The sequence below is a fragment of the Spartinivicinus poritis genome, assembly GCF_028858535.1.
In the GTDB taxonomy this organism is placed as follows: domain Bacteria; phylum Pseudomonadota; class Gammaproteobacteria; order Pseudomonadales; family Zooshikellaceae; genus Spartinivicinus; species Spartinivicinus poritis.
The window spans coordinates 1-20,193 of record NZ_JAPMOU010000011.1 but is presented as its reverse complement, the minus strand read 5'-3'; the positions used below and the strand labels follow the sequence as shown (position 1 = coordinate 20,193).

Genomic DNA, 20,193 nt, shown 5'->3' with positions numbered 1-20,193 from the left:
TTTTCATTCAAATCCCCCTCATTCCCCCTTTTTCAAAGGGGGAGGCAGAAAATGCTCTGGCTCTAACCACTAACCTCACGATGACTCCTGTTGGTAGAACTGACTTTGGCCCTTACCCGCTTAGATCGACGCAAGCAACGCCATGCCATTTTGCGTAAGTCCTCATCCAGCGACTCATTGGTTGCTACCTTAACCAAGGCAGATTCCCCCTCAGTGCTGGCCACCTGTGCCAATGCTTCAATAGCCCCTAAGCGAGTGTTTTCAGCCAGCTCGCTATTTAATGTGGTTGCCAGTAAGGCATCAGTACTTTGGCTGTTAACCACTTGAGGAAGCACGACCCCTTGTAAGTGAGCATTTGATAGGTTGGCTTCATTCAGTGATTTAGCGTCGAACCGTTGGGTAAGCTGCTGATAAACCAGCCGATCACTGGATGCCTGGGCTGCCAAAGCTTCAACGGGAGTCGCTTTTGTGTTGTTGATAACAGAGGCTGCCAAGCTACGGATGCGGCTATCGGTATGGAAGATCGCTTCCGCCATTAAAGATTGAATAGTGCTGGTTGGCTTGATGGTTGCCAGCGCTGTATAAACCGCAAACCGAATATCAGTGAAGGCAGGGTCATCCTGATGAACATTGGCCAAACTCAGCAAACTATCAGCGCTACAGTCTGCTACACCCGCTACCCATACTAGCCGTTGCAGGGTTTGAGAGAGGTTTTCGCTTTCATCAGCGTGGTAATGTCTCATGCCTTTACGTTCTAACTCTCTCATTTCAGCCCATTGAGTGGCCCAGTTAGCCAGTGCGGCTTCGATAGCTTTTATGCCAGCCTTGGCTGTAGCACTGCTGTAGCCCATTAAGGTTGCGGCTACTTCCACGGTTTCCATATGAGGACTGGTCAGAGCGGTAGTGGCTTCTTTGAGGGGCAATGGCTCTCGGTTTAGCAAGCTCATGGCCAGTTGAGTACGAACGCCATTAGCACAGTCAGGCAGAATACGGAATATTTCGCTGGCTTCGCCAGTCTGGCAAACCCGCTGTAATGAATGGCTGAAGTCATCATCTGTTCGATAAGCCTCAGCCCCACAGCTTAAAAAGGCATAATCAGGTGCTAAGGCGTCACCCCCAAATAGTCGTCTGGCACTGTTTAGGGCTATTTCTCCCCAGCCATAGTAACTAGCACCTTCTTCTGCCAGCACTGCCAATAACAGGTCTTGGGTGGCTGGGTCATTGTTATAGCCCAGCACTTCCAGGGCCGTTTCGCGGCCAAAGAAGTAAGCATCTTCAGCTTTTTCTCGGACTAGCTGCCAGCCAGCACGGGTATCAAAGTAACGTAATCCATGTAAGCCATTAATCACCAAGCCCCAGCGATCACTGGTGACAAAGCGCTGCAACAGTTCAAATATGGTTTCAGCCTGATCAGATTGGCCTAAGTGACCAATGGCTTCAGCAGCTACTTCTTGTAGCGCATGCTCGTCATCTTTTGCTAGTCGTAGCAGGGTATCCAAGGCACGCTCATCACCAAGTTTGCCTAATGCTTGCACCGCATATTGACGCAGTTTTAAGTCAGTCAGGGTGTCGACCCCAGCCAGCAAAATGCTGATGCCTTGGGCATTACCAGCTAGGGCTAAGCAGTAAGCTGCCCAAAACTGAGTGATAGGGTGTTGATGGGTAAGGGCGTTAACAACCGCAGCACTAGGGCCGTTACGTTTTCTGATTCGCCAGCCAAGGGCATAGACACTGAGCTCTCTTACCTCATTGTTAGCATGGTGAGTCAAGGTGGCTAACACATCGTTTACTGCATCTGTGGGTGACCAGCGTGCGGCATCAATCAGGCCTAATATCAGGGTGACTTTGCCTAGTTCAACACAACGCTCTAGCAGCTGCTTCAGTAGCTGATCATGGCGGGGGTGTTGCTGCTCAAGCCAGCTTTTATCGACTCTTTCATCTTCTGGGTCTTCAATAGGCTGGTCGTAGCCACTGATGCTGAGTAAGGCCAAGTAAGCCCCTTGCTGCCATCCAGGCTTATCCATCATGGTTAGCAGCCTGGAAGCAACAGTGGTTTCTCGAAAGTTACCAGCTGCTTCAAACAGGGTGTTGATTTGCTCGCTAGTGGTGTTAGCAAATGGCTCTAGCTGCTCAATCAGGTCGAGTAACGCATTGGCTCCTTTGGGGTCACCTAGTTTAACCAGGGCTTGAATTGCCCGGCGCTGTTCACGGCTAAAGCCTCTGGCTGAATGATCAAGCAGCAGGTTACTTAGCAGGGTAATGAGTGCATCAAAGGCTTTGGCATCTTTCTTAACTGCCAGGGCATAAGTGCTGCTTTCTCGCACTTCTGGATGGCGGGAGTTCAGCGCTTTATGCAGCAGCGTCTGGGCTTTGGGGTTGTCATAGTCATTAGCCAGCCAATCAATGGCTCTTAGCCGGACGGCTCTGTCCACTGCATCCAAGGCTGGTTTGGCCACGGCGACGGGCTTACTGGTTTTCAGTAGTAACTTAGCGGCTTCCAGTGCCAGGTCATCAGTACGGCTCACCATTGCCTGTTGCAGAATGGCCTGGCCTTGCTTCAGGCTTTCCCCTTCAGTCAGCATTTCCAGGGCTTTTACCCCCAGATCATTATGGCCGGTTTCCAGGCACTCATTGGCAAGCAGGCTAGTGTCAGTACCTAATATTTGTAATTGGTCTAGCGCATATAGCCGCACGGCCTGGTTAGGGTCACCCAGTGCCTGCATAAACACTGACTCAGCTGCTGCTAGCAGACTAGTGTCACGCTGACACATAGCGGACAGTAGCGTGAGCGCTGATTGGCGTACGGTGATAATGGAACTATCGGTATAAGCTACCTTATGGCGACCGGCTGCTTTGCCTTGCTCACGGACCAAACCACAATAGGTACCAAAGGCCATTTGCTCCAACTCGGTTTGGTCGACTTTTATTTTTGCTGACTTGGCTTTAGTCGACTCAGTTTTGGCCGACTTGGGTTTTCCTGCTGCTGCCAGTAGCCCATTGATTTCTGTTTGATAGCGTTGGGTGTGGTGCTGCCAGGCTTGGTCCCAGGCGTCTTGCTTGTCGGCAAACAGGTGCGCCAGTAACTGTAAGGTTTTGCAGCGCAAACGACTGTTACCGGATATCACTAGCTCAGCAAACAACTCAATCACTTCGTTGCTGATCTGCCACTTTTCACCAGACTGAGTATTAAACAGCGTACTCAGCAGAGTGGCATAAGCCTCGTTATGGTGAAAGTGCTCAATGGCTTGGGCGGCAATCAGACGAAACATCGGGTTTTCGACTGATAGCATGGCTAACAGATGAGTAGGAGACTGGCCTTTGTAACCTTGCAGCAAATGCACGACCAGCGCAGGAAAGCTCACTAAATGATCTGGGTCATCCAGGTAGCTGCTCAGCCTGTCGGTTAATTCATCACCAAAGCCGATGAGTGCACCCACACAAAGTAGCTTTTCAGATTGGCTGCGACTTTGCGCCAGGGCTTGTTGCATGGCCAGCTGATGGGTGTTGTCTAGCAAAACCAGGCCATGAGCAGCGGCTAGTTTCACTTCGCTATCTTGATGTTGCAGGGCCTTTTCCAGCACTTCCTGCTGGTTTGCATCGCAGCACCAGGTCAATACCTTAGCGGCAGCCCGGCGAATAGCACTAGTGTCACTTGCCAGTAAGGGCGCTACAGCAGGTACACAAGCAGGTGACTGTAACTGACTTAAACCTGTTAATGCCGATTCAATAGTGGCTTGCCAGCGCTTAGCGTCGTCCTTGTTTTCAGGCTTTGTTAGGGTTACCAGACTCAATAGTGGCTCAAGTGCTGCATCATCACCTAATCGGGCGCAGGCATTGGCAGCTTGTAACACCACATCCTGGTGCTCACTGCGCATAGCCTGCTTTAAGGCAGCATTGGCTTTGGCATCTACTAATGCCTGAATAGCCTGTTTACGAACGTCTCGTTCACTATCATTGATTGCACTGATCAATAGCTGCTGAGACTGTTCTCCTGGTTTTTTGCTCAGTTCGCTAATGGCAGTTAAGCGCGTATCGCGATAGGGGCTCTTCAGCGCAGCAGCCAGGGGTGCATAGTCGCGGCCTTTGGTCTTCTTTAAGGTGAAGGCCAGGGTTTCATGACGAATGCCTTGGTCTGGATCACTGAATAGTTCCAGTAACAAGGCCCAGGCCCAACTTTGGCTGGCCTCGGCTATTAGCTCAGTTTGCACTTCTCGACGGATATCAGCATGGGTGCTCTGTAAGGCAAATCGCAATGCTGATTCCTGGCTGCCACCCATGGGTAGATTTAGCACCGCTTTAAAGGCTTCACTACGCACATTGGGGGTGCCATCGTTTAAGGCTTGCTGGAAAAGCACTTCATGGACTGTGGAAACGTCATCTTTTTTGGCCACCCTTACCAGGCTTTGCAAGGCACGGCGACGCACATCCGCATGCTGGCTGGTTAATCCCAACTGTACAGCGGTGAGTGGCTGACTCTCATGAATAGCCGCAAGCGCAGTAAATGCAGCATCTCTGACTTCAGTAGCAGAATCATTAAGCAGCGTTTGTAGCCGCTGGTCGGTTCGAGGGTCATTTAAGTTGGCTAGCGCATGGCAAACCCGTACTCTCGCACTGCTGTCTTCTGCTCGACTTAATTGGAGTAATAAGCCAAAGGCTCGTGGATCATTCAACAAGGCCAGGCAATGTGCACCGAGCAAGCAGCTATCCAAGGATAAACTGGCTGTGGCTTGCAGTAGCGGTGCATAGTCGGCAGTGGTGAGTGCAAGTTTGGTTTTGCGGGTTTTAGGCAGCTCTTTGGTTTTTTCAGCAGGTTTTGATTTAGCTGACTTTGGTTCGGCAGATTTGGATTCGGCAGACTTGGACTGGTCTGACAAGTCGGCTTCTAAGGCAAACTGTTCAATATCAAACTCTTCAATATCAAAGAGCAATCGGTGGAGATGTTTATCTCGTTCGCGAATAGCTTTAGCTAATGCTGGACGGCTGAATAGACTGACTAAAAACGCGGTTTGCCGCACCTCTGTGTTGTTGTCATCCAGGCGACGCCGCAGTGTGGATAACACCCGGGGTTGGTCCAGTAACGCTCGTTGAAACAAGCGAATTAACGAGGCTCGACGCACATCAGCATGGCTCGCCCCAAGGGCAACAATGTTAGCTTCTGAATTAACTGATTCTAAGCGGGCCAATGCCAGCATTCTTACGGGGTAGGCCTTTGCATCCAGTGCGTCAGTTAAACGCATCATGGCTCTGTCGTCCTCAGCAGCTATATTGGCCAGCGCATTCACTGCCAGTTTGCCCACATCCGTCTGGCCGGTTTTTAGGGCTAAGGTCATTGGGCGTAAAGGCTCGTCTGATCCAAACCTTTCCTGCAATCGAGCAAAGGTGGCTGTTCTGATGGCTTCATCTTTGTGGTTGAGGTATGACTCTACTAACCGTTGGGTGTCGGGGTGGTTAGTGGTAGCAATCCGCTCTGCAATCAGTTGACGTAAAGCAAAATCTCGGTCTTGGTGAGCCTGTTTATCCAGCAGCTGCAGTGATGCTTTATCCCCATAGCTGGCCAACCTTTCAATAGCGGCTTGGCGATGGGTAACTTGAGCACTGGCTAATTCGTTTTTAGCTAGTGCATAGGTGTCGTAAATACGGTGGGTGAGTTGGCCAAACTTACCGGCGGCATCAAGGGCAACAACCGCTAATCGTTCATTGCTGGCGACTACTAAGTGAGGTCGGTGATGAATCGCTGCAATGGCTAACCCAGTGACTGAGCCAATTCCTTCACTAAAAGTAGAAGGGCGAGTGGCTCCACCGCGCAGCCAGCTTTTACAGGTTTTATCCTGAGCACCTGTTATAAACCGTTCGGCTGTTGTCTGGATGTTTGCCTGGATAGAAGGATGCACAATTGCCGTGACGGGAGCGGCATGGCCCGCGCCTCGGTCGCGGTCTTCTGGCTCTAGCTTGCCGCGGGCGTGGGTCAGCAACAGTTTATTGTCGTTACCGGCGGATAAAAATCGTAATTCAGTGGGGTCAAACGCTAAGGCTGTAACAGCCCCTTCATGTAATTTATCTGACTCACTCAGTTTAAATGCTGTTTGGTCTTCATCTTCATTTTCAAAAACCAAAACGGTGCCTTTATTGGTCCCAACAACCAGCCATTGGCCACTGGCATCCGCTGCGATAGCCGTTCCGGTTTCTGGTTTTTCAGAGGATAGTTTATGAGGAGATAACTCAAGAGTTTGTAACTGAGTGCCTTTGGTTTGATCGATAATCTCAATTTTGCGACCAATTAACACCCCTAACCGCTGCTGACTTAATGCAACTAAGGCATTGACTGACGTATTTTGGTCGTCGGCTAATTGAGTTAATCGTTTACCATTGCAGTAAATACCACCTGCAATGTCACCTATCCAGACTTGGTCCTTTTTACTGGACGGGCTTTGGGAAACTAATAGTGCACTGGCCCTGTTGTTAAGTGGGATTTCGCTGAGGGCTTGAGTTTCTAAATTAAGCTGATAACACGGCGTAAGCTGTTTTTCCGGGTGCTCAGTAATAAAATAAACAATATTTTCACTGGCCCCTAACGCTTTAATATCACCACGATAGGGGAGTAACTTTTCTATTATATCGCTCATTGTTCATTCCCCTTTAATTGAGCACTCATTTTTGGAGTAGTCAATACTGATAATTCAGGGTGCTTTGCCGTAATACGTGTAACAGCAACTAAGCAGGCAGCATGTTCGCTTTTACCGCGAGAGCCTTTAAATTCTTGCAGTAAGGGCAAAACGTAGCGGGCAAAATCGCTATCTGCTACGGCAATATCCCGTAATGTTTCAATTAAATTCAATTTAGCCTTGCGGGTCGGCAATGGTTTTAATTTATTAATCATTTCACCATTGCCTTTTTTCTTGCTGGTTTTAGCTGTTTTACTGGGAGAGCTGTTTTTCGCTAGTCGGCCAGGAGCAATTTCAAGCAGAATACGGCGTAAGAATTGTTCCAAGCTGTCATGGTCAGCGGGTAGTGCTGTTGGTTTGACAGGTGCGCCAGCGCCTAAATTCTGCTGGTCAGCTTCGGCTTGTTGTTTGGCTATTGCCCCAAGCGTAGCAACAGACGACAATTGTGGCTTCCAACCTTGGGTAATGCCTCGGTCCCGATACCAGTGCCAGAAACGTTGAATAACAAAACCGCGAACGGATCGATCGGGGCTTTCGGTAAGCCGGAATAATTCTTGTGGCAATTGTAACCGGGGGTGTTTTTCAATTAACACCATACCCAGCTTGCGCGCTGATTGATCGGCTGCCTCGCAAAAGCTATACACGGCATCTGGCGTAAGAATATCTGGGTCCAGTCGATAACGCTTGTGTTCTGGAGTAGCATCAGCCGTAAGGGCTTTGGCAATAAAACCCCGTACTGGTTTATAGGGTGATTCACATAACGCCACAATATTTTCTATGGGGGGTTGCCAGCGAGCAAATTCCCAATGGGCCAGCTCTAAAGCGAAAGCGCGGATATTGACGCGATTATCATTAAATAATGGTTGTACCCGTTCAAAACTCAGAAAATCAGCTGGGATTTCTGCACCTGGGTCTACAGGCCGATCGGTTTCTTTTAAACAAATATCTGGGTGGTGATGACGAATATACGATAGGGCAAATAAAGTGAGAGGTGCATCTTCTTTGCCTGGCGTAGTAATCATTTCCCACAGGCGGTTACAACCAGCTTCGATAGCATCATCGGAAAATTCTCGTTGCTCATCTGCCAGCATTTGTAAAAAAGCAGTCTCCGATATAATTTTTAATTCAGCCCCTTCTTCAATTAACGATTCGGCTTTAACTTGTTTGGAGCCTTTGCGTCCTTCTCCATATAGTGGCGAGCCTTCATCGCCAATGACGAGCCATTTTAATTTTTTAGTAACACCAGAGGCGTTGCTGCCACCAGCGGTAGTAACTTTATTTTTGGCCTCAGAGCGAGTCATCTTGGCTAGCTTGCCAGTAAATAAAAAACTGTCGCCGCCAAAGTCTACATTAATTTCTGTTTCAGCACTTGTGGCTACTTTTGATGGTTGTTGCTCGCCTGTGTCGGGGGCAAAATCTGCGGGTAAAAAGGCCCGGTTCATGACATCCACAGCAAAGTCGTGATAAAGCGGTTCGCTGCGTTCAACCAAAGTCATTAACCAATCAAAGCTTAATTGCTCTGGCGTAAAATGACGTATATCTGCTAGCCAAGAAAAAATCGTTTCGGCTAATTCTTGTGAATAAGTCAGTTCTTTTGCCCAAGGCTTAGATTGCTTAAGGGCTGTTAGCCAGGCATCCTGTTCCCAACTGGGGTGGAAAGCAATGGCTTTTAAAAAAGTTAACTCTAGTGATTTGGGGCTTAATAACCCTTGATCTACCCAGTGCGCAATATAGCGTTGGGTTTTGGGGTTAATTAAAGTAGCTTTTAAAAAGTCAGTGGGTAAACTGTTTAAATCAAATTCGGTTAATGCTTCACAAGCAAAACGAATGGTTTTACGTGCCCGTTGTTGTTGATAGTCAAGCATTTCTAATAGTTGACTAAAATAGAGGGCGCCTAACGATTTATTTGAGTGATGCTGAGTAAGGTGTTTAACCGCAAAATCAAACCCGTTGGATGATGGTTGCAACAAACGCTGTTGATACCAGCCCGGGGTTAATTCTCGTTTGCTGAAATGTTTAAGTAAGACACTTTCGGCAAACTGATAGCCATAGTGGGTTTCTAAAATAGCACCCCAGTTATCAAGGCCAATGCCTTTGCGTGGCTCGTGAGATTGAATTAAGTCAAACGCTAGCTGACGTACTGTTTCATTACTGTTATCAATTAAGCGAATTAAGCTTGGAATGGAGAGGTCCCGTGCATGGGTGCGAGCATAAGTGGCAGCATAAACCCGAGCATTATCTGAAGGGGAATTAAATAATGCTAATACGCTGTCGTGTAAGCCAAGTGTTTTAAAAGCTGTTTGTTCAAAGCGGGGGACGTTATCCAACACCCAAATAACAAAGTCGTCTATTGTGGCACTTTGATTACCGACTAAGCGGCTGATCCATTGCGGCTCTACTTCACGCAGGCTGGCTCGGAAATCGGTTTTTAACGCAGTAGTGGCATAACGGCGAACTTGTTCTGCTTGTGCTTGTTCTAGTAATGCAAATAATGGCCTGGGAGTTAATCGCCAACTGTCGGTAAATGCACGATATTTCAGTAAAGTGCTGGGGCGAGAACGAAAGGTAAAGCGGTTGCGGTTATACTGACCATTTTCATGATAAAAAATATGGTTGGCAATCCAGGTGCGTGACCAGTGGGTGTCATCAGTATAATGGGCTAATACATCACAGGCTGTATCTGGGTAGCAAGCCGGAAGTTGCTCGCCTTTTCGGCGTAAATAACGCCAAGCACGACGAGTTAAGTACACTAAGGTACTGCGATTGATTTTAAAATGACCACTGGCTAATGCTTGATCAAAACGGGCAGCCAATGCACCATAAATAATGGTATCATTATCAGCTTCGGCTTGTTTGAATATAGCTTTTAATGCCCGCCAGGGGCCGTAAGTTAGCTCAATTTCTGGAAAAACGGCCAGCAAACACCAACGACTGAAAGCATCATTTTTTTCGTAAAGGGCAAATAATATTTGGTGAAGTTTTAAGCATTCAGTTAATGGGACTTCAGCATCAGCCACTTCTAAAGCTTTAATTCGCTCTACCCGTAAAGCCCATTGTTCTTCTTTCGGTTTTTTGCGGAAGACACTGGTGGAAATTTCAGCAATAAATGAATCAAATGTATCGGCGCCTTGGCGAATGGGCTTTTCAGGGATTTCTATTTGTTGGGAAAGTTGAATAATGAGTCTTACAAGCTGAGGGTCGCTTACCTGCAATGCTCGATGTAGTTGATCGAGCGTCAATCGTAGTGACACAAATCGTCCCCTTTCCTGTTAGCTTATTTGTATTGGGTATAGAAAGTATTAGGAAGAGTTGGGAAAGTGCTCCCTCAAAATTAAGAGAGCCCAACCCCTATTCTGGAAGGGTTTACTACTAAACCTGGAACATTGACGACTCACTGATCCCACCGACGGTAGTACCCCTATTTGTCGTGCGGAACCCCGATCGGCGTGGTTGTTCCAGACCGCAACGACAAATAGGGGTACTACCGTCGAAGTGGGGCTGAAACAGTCGTCATTGTGCTTGAAAGTTGGAGGACTATTCCCCTCGGTCAGCGCAACGCTAACCACAGTGCAGAGCACTCAGCTAAACCTGTACTTCCAGCAACTGCTTACTAGAAACAGTTGTCTTTTTATAACAAAGCGACATGGGTGCCGCAACCAAAAAATGAATAATTGGTATCTAAAAAATCAGTAAGTGATAAACAGTCGTATTTCAATATCGACAATAGTCGTATTTACAAAAGGTGTACTTTTCCTACTGCTAATTAAAGACAAAAGATGTTCATTTATTCTACAGCTGCCGCTTGATGTGATTAAGTTAACGTTTTAGATTAGTCAAAAGCTAATTAAGCAAATAGCACGCACGGCCAATTCCTTCGCCCCCTTGGGAGGGTGTCGCAAAAGGTGATGAGCGAAGCAAAGACAAGGCAAAAATCGGCGAAAAGGCGGAGTTTATACTTAATAAATGAGTACTTTGAGCTGATTTTTAACGCTGTATTTGCAAGCGCAGTAGTTTTGCGACAGCCTCTTGAGGGAGAAGGTTGGGATGAGGGGGTAATATGGCACAATCCAGCCTCCCCCTTTGAAAAAGGGGGATAGAGGGGGATTTTATAAAAGAAGTTGCCAACAAAGCTCAGCAAAACATACGAAGTAACAGGATATTCTTCCGCCACTCTTGAAGGCCCATCCCTGGACCATCAAGAGTTAAAAAGGCATCCATGCCTTAGCTTCAGAACACCCTGTTACTCCATATATCTGGCTTATGGTGTTGTTTGTTGAGAAATAAAGAGTAAGTGAAAAGTAGCTTACCTTTTTGATGAGCAGGAGTATGAGGAGGTATTTAATTGGAGTAGTCCAAGGGCGGTAGCGTAGTGAGTTAGCTCATTTCTATAAAGATTTGATAGAAAGTTCACAAGTGATTAAACCTTGTTTTTTAAATAAATAAATTCTCATTTTAATAAATATAATATATTTCATAGCTTGAGTAGAGGTTGATTTATGGAGAATAGTGTATTTGACGCAACATCTTCGATGTTAGGTTATATTTATCAAGTAAGATATGCATTATTACTAGCACTGAAAAAAATAGCAGATGCTAATGATCCGGATGATTGTTTTATTTCTATTGAAAAGCTCGATGATATAGCATTTGAAGAAAAAGGAAATCCTGTCGAATTACTGCAGGCTAAATACCATGGTTCACCTGGTAATTTAACTGATAGAAGTCCAGACTTATGGAAAACTATAAGGGTTTGGTCTGAAATGATACAAAAAGAAAGCTGCTTGATCGAAGAAGCATCATTTACTCTTTTGACTACAGAGAAGGCCGCACCAAATAGTATTGCAAGCTATCTGGGTACTGAAGAAAAAAATAGAAATGTATCAGAAGCGTTGAAAAATATGAGGGAAATTTCCAAGGAAAAAAGTAGTATAGCAAATAAAAAAGCATATGTATCATTTAACTTGTTAAGTGAAAATGAACAGGAAATACTGCTTAGTTCGGTATATGTTATTACTAAGTCTCCAGATATACTAACTGTAGAAGAAAAAATAAAAAAACAAATAAGGTTAAGTGTATCTGCAAGTCATATAAATGCATTTACATCAAGATTAGAAGGGATATGGTTTAAAAAAGTAATTGAAGTTATGCAAGATACAGATCAAAATGGAATTAATATCGGGGAGTTGGTTGATTATATTGATGACTTGCGAACCCAGTTTTTACCTGGAAATCTACCTGCTGATTTTGACGAACATAATCCTGATGAGATTGAAATAGAGGATGAAAGTCGAGTATTTATGAGGCAGTTGAGTCTAATAGGGTTGAATAGTAAAGCAATAAGAGTTGCAGTAATTAATTACTATAAAGCATATGAACAAAGGTCTAAGTGGTCAAGGGAAGGCTTGGTAAAGCCAGGAGAAATACAAAAATATTTAAACAGACTGAAAGATGAATGGATAAACCAATCAGTTTTAATAGAAATGGATTATGACTTGGAGCAAGATGATAATGAAAAAATAAAATATGGTCGAGAGTTATATAAAGAGTGCCAAAAAAATTCAATTTTGCCTATAAGACCAGGATTTAAGTCTGCATATGTTGCTCGTGGCACATATCACACACTATCTGATAAGATGGCTATTGGTTGGCATCCAGACTTTTCTAGCTTACTAAGTAATATAAATTGTTAAGAGAATAGTAATTCATGGAACAACAACAGTATTCTGAGGAAGAAGTTGGATTATATAATCCTGCTTATATTGGATTTATATTGTATTCATGTATAAGGGAGTATGTTGAAAATAAAGTAGAAGGAATGCATTGTGCTCTTCCATTTGTTGTTGTACCAATGGCAATGTCTAACACAATCTCTCATAGATTACCAAAACAATATAGCACATCGATTTCTTCGTGGGTAACCAAAAATGAAGGTGTACTGATAGATCTAGTAGAGCAAGCTGAATCTTACATTCCCATAGTTCAATCTGCATGTAGCTTTTTGCTGCATAAAGAATTGATTACTATGAAAAAAAGTGGAACTTTATTATTAAAAGATAGTAAGTTGTCGAAGATACCATCTCTATTTAATAAAAGTGTACATATGAAAAACTCCTTACGAGCTTCAAGATTTTTGGGGAAATGGTTTTCCCATGCACCAACTACAGAAATAATTTTTATTCAATTAGGCATAAGACCATAATCATGCAAATTTTAAAAATATCACTTTATGGAATAAATGGAGAGCGGCGTGATGTTGATTTTAAACCATCTCAGGTTAATATTATTACTGGGGCATCAAAAAAAGGTAAATCATCATTAATTGATATAATTGAGTATTGCCTAGGAGCAAGTGAGTGTACAGTTGCTGAAGGCTATATTCGCAAAACTGTGAGTTGGTACGCTTTGTTGTTACAGCTTTCTGACGTGCAGGTTTTTATAGCTAGGGCTGCACCAGTTAGTAAATATAAGTCTAATTCCGCATGCCATATGTTAATTGAAAAATCAGTTATAATGCCAGAAGCTTATGAACTAAAAAAATCAGATAATATAAATGGTGTTGTTGAGTTTTTAACAAGGAAAATAGGAATTCCAGAGCAAGTTACCGAGGTGCCTAAGGAGCAAACTCGGTCAAGTTTTAATATTGATTTTAACCACTCAATTTATTATTTGTTTCAAGGTCAAGATGAGGTGGCTGCAAAAAGAACACTATTTCATAGGCAGTCAGAACCATACATTCCTCAAACTATAAAGGATACATTGCCATTTTTTATGGGGGCTGCAGATAATACAAGATTTTCTGAAATGGCTAAATTACGTAATCTGAGAAGAGAAAAAAATAAAGTTATTAAGAGAATACAGGAAATTGATAGTATTAAAGGTGAGGGCTTAAAAAAAGGCTTTAACTTGCTTGCTGAAGCATCAAGTATCGGTATATATAAAGGAGAGCATACTCTCAGTGATGATGAATTGTTAGTAGAGCTTAGGAGACTAAATAACTGGATTCCATCTAATACAGAAAATGATGATTTTGATGAAGAAAAACTTAGTAAACTTCAAAAACAGTATGATTCCTTAAAAGAGTTGAAAAGATCATTAAGATATAGAATTAATGCAGCTAAAGAATATGCTGGATCAATTCATGGATATGAAAGTGAATTAAATGAACAGTCATATAGATTGCAGTCAATTGGAATATATAAAAATTTTTCGACATCCTCTGCTTGCCCTATTTGTGAAGTTGAACATGAAAATACAAATAAGGTAGAAAATCTGATACTGTCATCAATTGAAAGTCTAGATAATAAGCTTGAAAATATTTCAAGAAATAAACCAAGAATAAACTCTTACTTGGAGAGTTTGAAAAGTGAAGATGTTAAGCTAGCAGAAGATATTAAAAAAGTACGCACATCTATCGATGTTCTAAAAAATCAGGAATTGAGCATTATAAAGAAAGAAATGTTAGGTGATAAAAGATCCCGTGTCGTGGGAAGAATATCTTTATACCTTGAAGGAATTGAGTGGAGTAGAGATACTATACCCCTTCAAAATAAATTGAAAATACTTGGTGACCAAATAGATGAGCTTGAAAAAAAGTTAGACCCAGAAACATTAAAAGAAGTTTTAGAGTCACAGCTTAGCTGTGTTGCAGTTGATATGACAAATTGGGCTAGAGAGTTAAAACTTGAGCATTGTGAAAACCCAATTAGACTTGATATTTCTAAATTAACTGTTGTTGCTGAAACACCAAATGGCAGAACTCCTTTATATAGGATGGGTAGTGGAGAAAATTGGGTCGGATATCACTTAATTACTTATTTGGCTTTAGCTAAATGGTTCATTAAGCAGAAGAGGCCTGTATGTAACTTTATAGTTTTTGATCAACCAACTCAGGTTTACTTTCCTTCTGACAAAGCAGTTCTTGGGAAATTAGAAGAAATTAAAAAAGATGAAGATAGGCAAGCAGTTAAGAAAATGTTTAAGTGGATTTTTAAAGTGGTTTCCGAGTTGAATCCTGATCTTCAAGTTATCATTACTGACCATGCTGATATAGATGAAGAATGGTTTCAAAATGCAATAGTTGACAAAAAGTGGAGAGGTGATAATGCACTAATTCCAAAACACTGGTATTCACATTTAAAAAATAGCTAGGCATTCAATGACAATCGATACAAGCTGCGTAATTGATCATTGTTTCAACAGTAGTGATCTTATAAATTTGCCTAATAAGCTAAATAGTTTATTTAATGATTTTGAAGTTCAGTATCACTATGGCAAGAAACAAGGGTGGGAATGGAAAAACTGTTTAGCTGATAAGGAACTTAATGATAAAAATTTACTAGAAATGAGTGTGGAAGGATTGGTATGGATAGATGGACCTATGAATATATCATTAACAACTTACAAAAATACTCTAGAGCTGAATGGTTTATCCTGGAGACGGTTTGAAAATATTAAAGAGCAAAGGAATGAATTTATTTATATTTGTAATAAAGTAGCCAGGTTCGCTGGTGCAGAAAAAATGTACTTTTTTCTTGATAGCATAGATATAAGTAGTCTATGCGAAGCTGGTGAAGGCCTTAGCTCTATAGAAAACTATTTTTACACGAAACAGTCAAATATACCTGAAATTGGACTTGATGATGAGCAAATAGATGATGAGTTAGGTGTGTTTTTTTGTTATGTTGAAAACTAGCATGACTTGACTAAGTTATGCTAAATATTAGTATTATGAAATTCAACCGAATAGGTATCGCTAAAAGACTAATCCTTGCTGAAAAGTATAAGCAGGCAAAGAAGTTATTAATTCCTTTGGCTAAAAAAGGTAACGCTGAAGCTCAACTTATTCTAGGTTATTTGTATTATGGTAGTGACCCGGAAATGTCTGCCAAGGAGTCTGAGTATTGGCTTAAAAAAAGTGCAAATAATAAACATCCAGAAGCTGTAGCTTTACTTGCGAATACCAATTATAAGAAAGGTTGCTGGTCTTCTGTACCTAGTACCCAAAAAGCGATTAAACAACTAGAATGGGCTGCAAGGAAGGGTTCAGCTGAAGCACAAAGAAGCCTTGCCTGTGCTTATGCGCATGGTGAAGTCGTTCCTTTAGATAACAATAAGGTTATGTATTGGGATGAATTGGCTGCAAAACAAGGATTAGCTGAGTCTCAAAACGACTTGGCGTTGATGCTGCTTTTTGGAGAAGGTGGTAAAGCTGATATAGAACAAGCCATTTATTGGTATGAACAGTCAGCTAGCAAAGACTATAATGTACCTCATGCACAATGGGCGGCTGAAATTCTAGCTAGTATTTATATGGGCGAATTTGATACACAGTATCTAAATGAAGAAAAAGCCAGTTATTGGCAAACTAGAGCTTCTTACTTAGGCTCGCTCAGCTTTCGGTCGCACCCCGATTGGTTTTATAAATGAAACAACACCCACAAAAGCAACTCTTCAAAACAAAGCTTATACAGTTGCTAAATAAGTATGCAAACGTTGTTGAGCTTTTTCCTGTATTGAAGGATCTATATGACTCTTTCAATAGCACCTTACTACCAGCCGCCCCGTTTAAGGTTGAACTGATAAAAACAGCCAGTATTCAGTACAGTGTTTTCTATGAAGCTTCACCTGATATGTCTGAACAAGCGATTCAAATTACTAATACACGCTATGATGCTTATTTATGGACTGAGGGTAATGGGTGGTGTTTAAATGATGATTTTTATTCAGTTGATGAGATAGCTGAGAACGTTGTTAAAAGCGTGCCATTTAAAGATGTGCCTGAAAATGTGAAAGAGCTTGAATGGTTGCTTGCTAATAAGTTTTGGTTGTTGATTTTAGAACAACTCCCTTGTTTTGGTGAAACAGCGCCTGCTGATACCGAAGAACTCATATCATGGGATGATAATTATGTATTGGCGGGAACATGTCTAGAGAATATGGAAATTTTATCCAGGGCTGAATGGGATAACCTCTGCAATAGAGAGCAAAGGTGGTTTGAAGAGTAAGTAAAAATGACCCTACTAGAATTTTACAATGAAACTAGACAAACGTTTCCTGAAATTACTGTAAAAGCAGATAAAGAGCATATTAGAGTGTGGGATGAAATTGATCCTGAGTTTGCTTACAGCTGGTTTGAGAGTTTGGCCAAGGCGCTTAATCGTGAAATGACCATGTCTGAGGATGTTGGTAAATATATAGAGCTGTTCAATTATATGAGCAGTAATTTTAGAAAAGGAAACAAAGAGGTAAAAAATTGTATAGATGTTGCTTTTACTGAGAACTTATTCTGGCAAGTACCTGAAGATAAAATCAAACCTTATTGGTTAGCTTTACCTGATGAGTTAAAAAAGCTTTATATTGACTTTCATAGAAGAGAGCCAATATGATGAAAAAAGATATTTTATTAGAAACGTTTTAAAGTCATAGGATAGGTGTTAAATATTAAATAATGAGTGAGAAAAAAGTTTCTTTTTTATATAGTTGGCCATTCTTAGTTTCATTAGGCGTGCTTTTAGTAAATGATTTATATCTCAAAGAGGCCTTCTCTAATTGGGTAACAGGTAAACTATCAGACTTCTCAGGGTTATGCTTGGTTTCGATGATAGCTTTTTACATGTTTCCTCAATATAAGAAGCTATGTGCGGTGCTTATTGGTTCAGGGTTTGTTTTATGGAAAAGTCAATATTCTCAGCCTTTGATTGATATGTTTAATAATATTGGCTTTATATACTATGATCGAGTAGTGGATTATGCTGATCTAGTTGCCCTGGCAATAATACCTTTAGCAGCATCTTTTGCAAAACAATCATATAAATATAAGACCAAAACTCGGCTAACTAACGTGCTGAAGATACCTATTGTTATTTTATCAATATTTGCAATTACAGGTACATCAGTGATAATACCTCGTCATGAGTATACGATACGAAAAAGCAGTGAAAATGAACAAATTGATATGGTTTTAGCGTTTAACTTGTTAAAAAGAATTGCTGAAAAGCATGAACTAGTCTGTTATCAGTGTTTGGCTGATAAGGAAAATGGCATCTTTAGGAATAATGATATTAATTTAGAATATTATTTTAATGGTAAAAGAGGAATACTTTTCAAAGTAACTGGCAAACCAGGAGGAGTATTTATTGGTGGTAGCTCTTATCCTGAGATGGAAAAATTGAAGCATGATCTTCAATCAGCTTTTGGTAAAGAGTTTGACAACATGGAATTTGTTATCAAGTTGCAGCACTATAAATAGAACTATTACAAAACATATATACAGAAGTAAATAAAACTATGAAAATACCTAAACAAAATAAACACTGGCTAAAAGTGTGTCAAAAAGCCTTATCAGCTGCTGAGTTGCTTGATGAAATGGTTGCTGATCGTATTATGGAATATGTTAACGATAATATGCACTTATTTAATAAGTGAAAATATCTGTTTAAAGAATTAATTATGGAAAAAGTAGTACAACTCGCAATAAAAGAGCTTCAAGCAAAGTACAACCCCCATACAATTATTTTATATGGTTCAGTGGCTAGAAATGAAGCTACTGACACAAGCGATATTGATATCGCCTGCTTTTGTGATAGAGAAGATGAAGTAAAAGACGCTCGAATTTTTCATGGCATTTATCTGGATGCTTGGATTTATCCAACATCAGCATTGGAAGAGGTTCCAGATACTGCTTTGCGTTTTGCTGATGGTATTGCGGTAGTTGATAAACAGGGTTATGGAAAGACCTATATTGATAAGGTAAATAAAAAACTAGCTAAAGGGGTTGATAAAATTAGTGACTCTGATTTAGCTCATGTAAAAGCATGGCTAAATAAAATGCTAACCCGTGCGGCTATTGATGATATGGAAGGTAATTATCGTCGAACATGGCTTCAGTTTGAATTACTAGAAACTTACTTTAAAATGCGTGGCTTGTGGTTTTTAGGCCATAAAAATAGTTTTAGTTATCTTGAGAGTAATGATCCAGAGGCTTACGCTTTGTTTAGGCATATTTACCTTAACCCAAAAGATCATCAAAGTTTAGAAAAATTAGTGCAATATGTAATGGGGCAATAATGTTTATGCTACGAATAAGAGGAATGTATGTATAAAGGCAGTTGTCTCTGTGGTGTAATAACTTATCAGTTAAAAAGTGAACCTAAAAAAGTCACTAATTGCCACTGTAAAATGTGTCAGAAGCAACATGGAGCTGCGTTCGCTACTTACGGAAGTGTGCTGAAATCTGATTTAGTCTATTTAACAGGTCTCGATAAGTTAGTCTCTTATAACTCTTCAGGATTGATTGCTAGAAAATTTTGTAGTTGTTGTGGTTCAAGTATTGAATGGAGTGGTAGCAAAGCCTTTTCAGAATGGGTATCGATTGCAATTGCAACATTAGATACTCATTACAAGCCAGAAAACATTGCTGATATTTATACAGAGACGAAAGCTTGTTGGTTAGTCAAACAGACTTAATTTTATATACCCAAAGCGTAGGGTTTTTAGGGGCGGCCGTCGAGCAGCAAAGCCCCATGAGCCTATAAATAATAGGTGATTGGGGTGAGATGTGATGACAACAAAGCCTAAAAATTATTCGCGAAGGGTATAGCTTGCTTGTAAACTTTCTGTGCTTTAAGTTGTTATAGCCTGCTACACATATATCCAAAAGGCAGAATATTAAACGTTTAAATTGTCAAGGAGACACAACAGACATGTCAAAAAATAAGTTTAACGGCGTATTTAACCGGTCTCTAGTAAAAGCAACTGCTTGCTTATCTGTAGTGCTGTTTACATCTACTGCGATGGCGATGAATGAAGCAGTTGAAGAAGTCAACAACGACTTAACGAATGGTTATCAACCAGCCATTGAAGATTTACATGGGTTGCAAGTGACTGAAAAGTCAGTTTCTATTGTAGTAACCAGTACTGGATGTACTAAGAAAGAAGACTTTATTGTTGTATCAGATAAGTCAGTACCACCTAAAGTAACATTTATACGTCTAAAGCCGGATTATTGTCGTGCAGCTTCCCGTCCTTATCTAGTTAGGTTTTCGTTGGAGGAGGTCGGTGCTCGTAAGTTTAGTGTAGTGAATCCAGTTATACCTAGTCCGTCTGACTTTTAATATATACTCTTCGCGAATGACTTTTATACCCCTAGGAAGCTGTCGCAAAACTACTGCGCTAGCAAATACAGCGTTAAAAATCGGCTCAAAGTGCTCATTTATTAAGTATAAACACCGCCTTTTCGCCGATTTTTGCCTTCTCTTTGCTGTGCTCATAACCTTTTGCGGCACCCTCCTAGGGCACAAGGGCTTTGCAATTTAACGACCGCTCCTAAAAATCGTTCGCTTTGACTATACTTTTCATCATGGGTTATTTTGTTAATAATACATAAAAATGAATCATGATTAGTATAAATAAGTCAAGGTAGTTCAAAAAACATAGTAACCGCTTTCCAAAAAAATACAGTCAGTACGTGTTTTTTGGATTTTGTTTTCGAGTAAAATAAATCGTTAGTGTCTTGCTAAGATTTATACTGTAA

General features: G+C 41.5%; 14 protein-coding genes. 12 read left to right on the top strand and 2 right to left on the bottom strand.

The genetic code is table 11. The features are described 5' to 3' along the window. Positions 1–62: 62 nt before the first annotated feature. Together ORQ98_RS10625 and ORQ98_RS10620 are read right to left on the bottom strand one after the other, a co-directional pair. Positions 63–6,623: a HEAT repeat domain-containing protein gene (locus ORQ98_RS10625; RefSeq protein WP_274688783.1), complete on the bottom strand. Its 6,561-nt coding sequence runs from the start codon at positions 6,621–6,623 to the stop codon at positions 63–65. Beyond that, entirely contained in the window at positions 6,620–9,913 is a 3,294-nt protein-coding gene (locus ORQ98_RS10620; RefSeq protein WP_274688782.1) for a BRCT domain-containing protein, read from the bottom strand. The genes ORQ98_RS10625 and ORQ98_RS10620 overlap by 4 nt, the downstream gene beginning before the upstream one ends. A 1,245-nt stretch (positions 9,914–11,158) precedes the next feature. On the opposite strand from ORQ98_RS10620, the gene ORQ98_RS10615 reads away from it, so the two are divergent. From ORQ98_RS10615 to ORQ98_RS10560, 12 genes are all read left to right on the top strand, one after another. After that, on the top strand, positions 11,159–12,352 hold the full coding sequence (locus tag ORQ98_RS10615) for an ABC-three component system protein (protein ID WP_274688781.1): 1,194 nt from the start codon (positions 11,159–11,161) through the stop codon (positions 12,350–12,352). Between the two features lie 14 nt (positions 12,353–12,366). Continuing rightward, complete coding sequence (locus ORQ98_RS10610; protein ID WP_274688780.1) at positions 12,367–12,861, top strand: three component ABC system middle component; 495 nt, start codon at positions 12,367–12,369, stop codon at positions 12,859–12,861. A gap of 2 nt (positions 12,862–12,863) precedes the next feature. Continuing rightward, positions 12,864–14,810 carry a DUF3732 domain-containing protein gene (locus ORQ98_RS10605; protein ID WP_274688779.1) on the top strand — a complete coding sequence of 649 codons (1,947 nt, stop codon included), beginning with the start codon at positions 12,864–12,866 and terminating at the stop codon, positions 14,808–14,810. 7 nt (positions 14,811–14,817) lie between these two features. Beyond that, the gene (locus ORQ98_RS10600; RefSeq protein WP_274688778.1) at positions 14,818–15,354 is read left to right on the top strand and encodes a hypothetical protein; all 537 of its coding nucleotides are present in this window, start codon (positions 14,818–14,820) and stop codon (positions 15,352–15,354) included. A gap of 35 nt (positions 15,355–15,389) precedes the next feature. Then, positions 15,390–16,088, top strand: a complete 699-nt coding sequence (locus ORQ98_RS10595) for a tetratricopeptide repeat protein (protein WP_274688777.1) — start codon at positions 15,390–15,392, stop codon at positions 16,086–16,088. Further along, positions 16,085–16,666: a hypothetical protein gene (locus ORQ98_RS10590; RefSeq protein ID WP_274688776.1), complete on the top strand. Its 582-nt coding sequence runs from the start codon at positions 16,085–16,087 to the stop codon at positions 16,664–16,666. The genes ORQ98_RS10595 and ORQ98_RS10590 overlap by 4 nt, the downstream gene beginning before the upstream one ends. A gap of 6 nt (positions 16,667–16,672) precedes the next feature. Continuing rightward, the gene (locus tag ORQ98_RS10585) at positions 16,673–17,047 is read left to right on the top strand and encodes a DUF7674 family protein (RefSeq protein ID WP_274688775.1); all 375 of its coding nucleotides are present in this window, start codon (positions 16,673–16,675) and stop codon (positions 17,045–17,047) included. A gap of 62 nt (positions 17,048–17,109) precedes the next feature. Then, positions 17,110–17,910, top strand: a complete 801-nt coding sequence (locus ORQ98_RS10580; RefSeq protein ID WP_274688774.1) for a hypothetical protein — start codon at positions 17,110–17,112, stop codon at positions 17,908–17,910. Between the two features lie 38 nt (positions 17,911–17,948). Next, a complete protein-coding gene (locus ORQ98_RS10575; protein ID WP_274688773.1) occupies positions 17,949–18,086 on the top strand; it encodes a hypothetical protein in 138 nt (45 codons plus the stop codon). 24 nt (positions 18,087–18,110) lie between these two features. Further along, the gene (locus tag ORQ98_RS10570) at positions 18,111–18,728 is read left to right on the top strand and encodes a nucleotidyltransferase family protein (protein WP_274688772.1); all 618 of its coding nucleotides are present in this window, start codon (positions 18,111–18,113) and stop codon (positions 18,726–18,728) included. Positions 18,729–18,755: 27 nt separating this feature from the next. Continuing rightward, entirely contained in the window at positions 18,756–19,127 is a 372-nt protein-coding gene (locus ORQ98_RS10565; RefSeq protein WP_274688771.1) for a GFA family protein, read from the top strand. Between the two features lie 236 nt (positions 19,128–19,363). Then, positions 19,364–19,774, top strand: coding sequence for a hypothetical protein (locus ORQ98_RS10560; protein WP_274688770.1), 411 nt, complete (start codon positions 19,364–19,366; stop codon positions 19,772–19,774). The last annotated feature ends 419 nt before the right edge of the window (positions 19,775–20,193 follow it).

Excerpts from the sequence above, each read along its gene's own strand:
- ORQ98_RS10625 (WP_274688783.1), bottom strand. The coding sequence starts at position 6,623 with ATGAGCGATATAATAGAAAAGTTACTCCCCTATCGTGGTGATATTAAA.
- ORQ98_RS10615 (WP_274688781.1), top strand. The coding sequence starts at position 11,159 with ATGGAGAATAGTGTATTTGACGCAACATCTTCGATGTTAGGTTATATT.
- ORQ98_RS10610 (WP_274688780.1), top strand. The coding sequence starts at position 12,367 with ATGGAACAACAACAGTATTCTGAGGAAGAAGTTGGATTATATAATCCT.
- ORQ98_RS10605 (WP_274688779.1), top strand. The coding sequence starts at position 12,864 with ATGCAAATTTTAAAAATATCACTTTATGGAATAAATGGAGAGCGGCGT.
- ORQ98_RS10600 (WP_274688778.1), top strand. The coding sequence starts at position 14,818 with ATGACAATCGATACAAGCTGCGTAATTGATCATTGTTTCAACAGTAGT.
- ORQ98_RS10595 (WP_274688777.1), top strand. The coding sequence starts at position 15,390 with ATGAAATTCAACCGAATAGGTATCGCTAAAAGACTAATCCTTGCTGAA.
- ORQ98_RS10590 (WP_274688776.1), top strand. The coding sequence starts at position 16,085 with ATGAAACAACACCCACAAAAGCAACTCTTCAAAACAAAGCTTATACAG.
- ORQ98_RS10585 (WP_274688775.1), top strand. The coding sequence starts at position 16,673 with ATGACCCTACTAGAATTTTACAATGAAACTAGACAAACGTTTCCTGAA.
- ORQ98_RS10580 (WP_274688774.1), top strand. The coding sequence starts at position 17,110 with ATGAGTGAGAAAAAAGTTTCTTTTTTATATAGTTGGCCATTCTTAGTT.
- ORQ98_RS10575 (WP_274688773.1), top strand. The coding sequence starts at position 17,949 with ATGAAAATACCTAAACAAAATAAACACTGGCTAAAAGTGTGTCAAAAA.
- ORQ98_RS10570 (WP_274688772.1), top strand. The coding sequence starts at position 18,111 with ATGGAAAAAGTAGTACAACTCGCAATAAAAGAGCTTCAAGCAAAGTAC.
- ORQ98_RS10565 (WP_274688771.1), top strand. The coding sequence starts at position 18,756 with ATGTATAAAGGCAGTTGTCTCTGTGGTGTAATAACTTATCAGTTAAAA.
- ORQ98_RS10560 (WP_274688770.1), top strand. The coding sequence starts at position 19,364 with ATGTCAAAAAATAAGTTTAACGGCGTATTTAACCGGTCTCTAGTAAAA.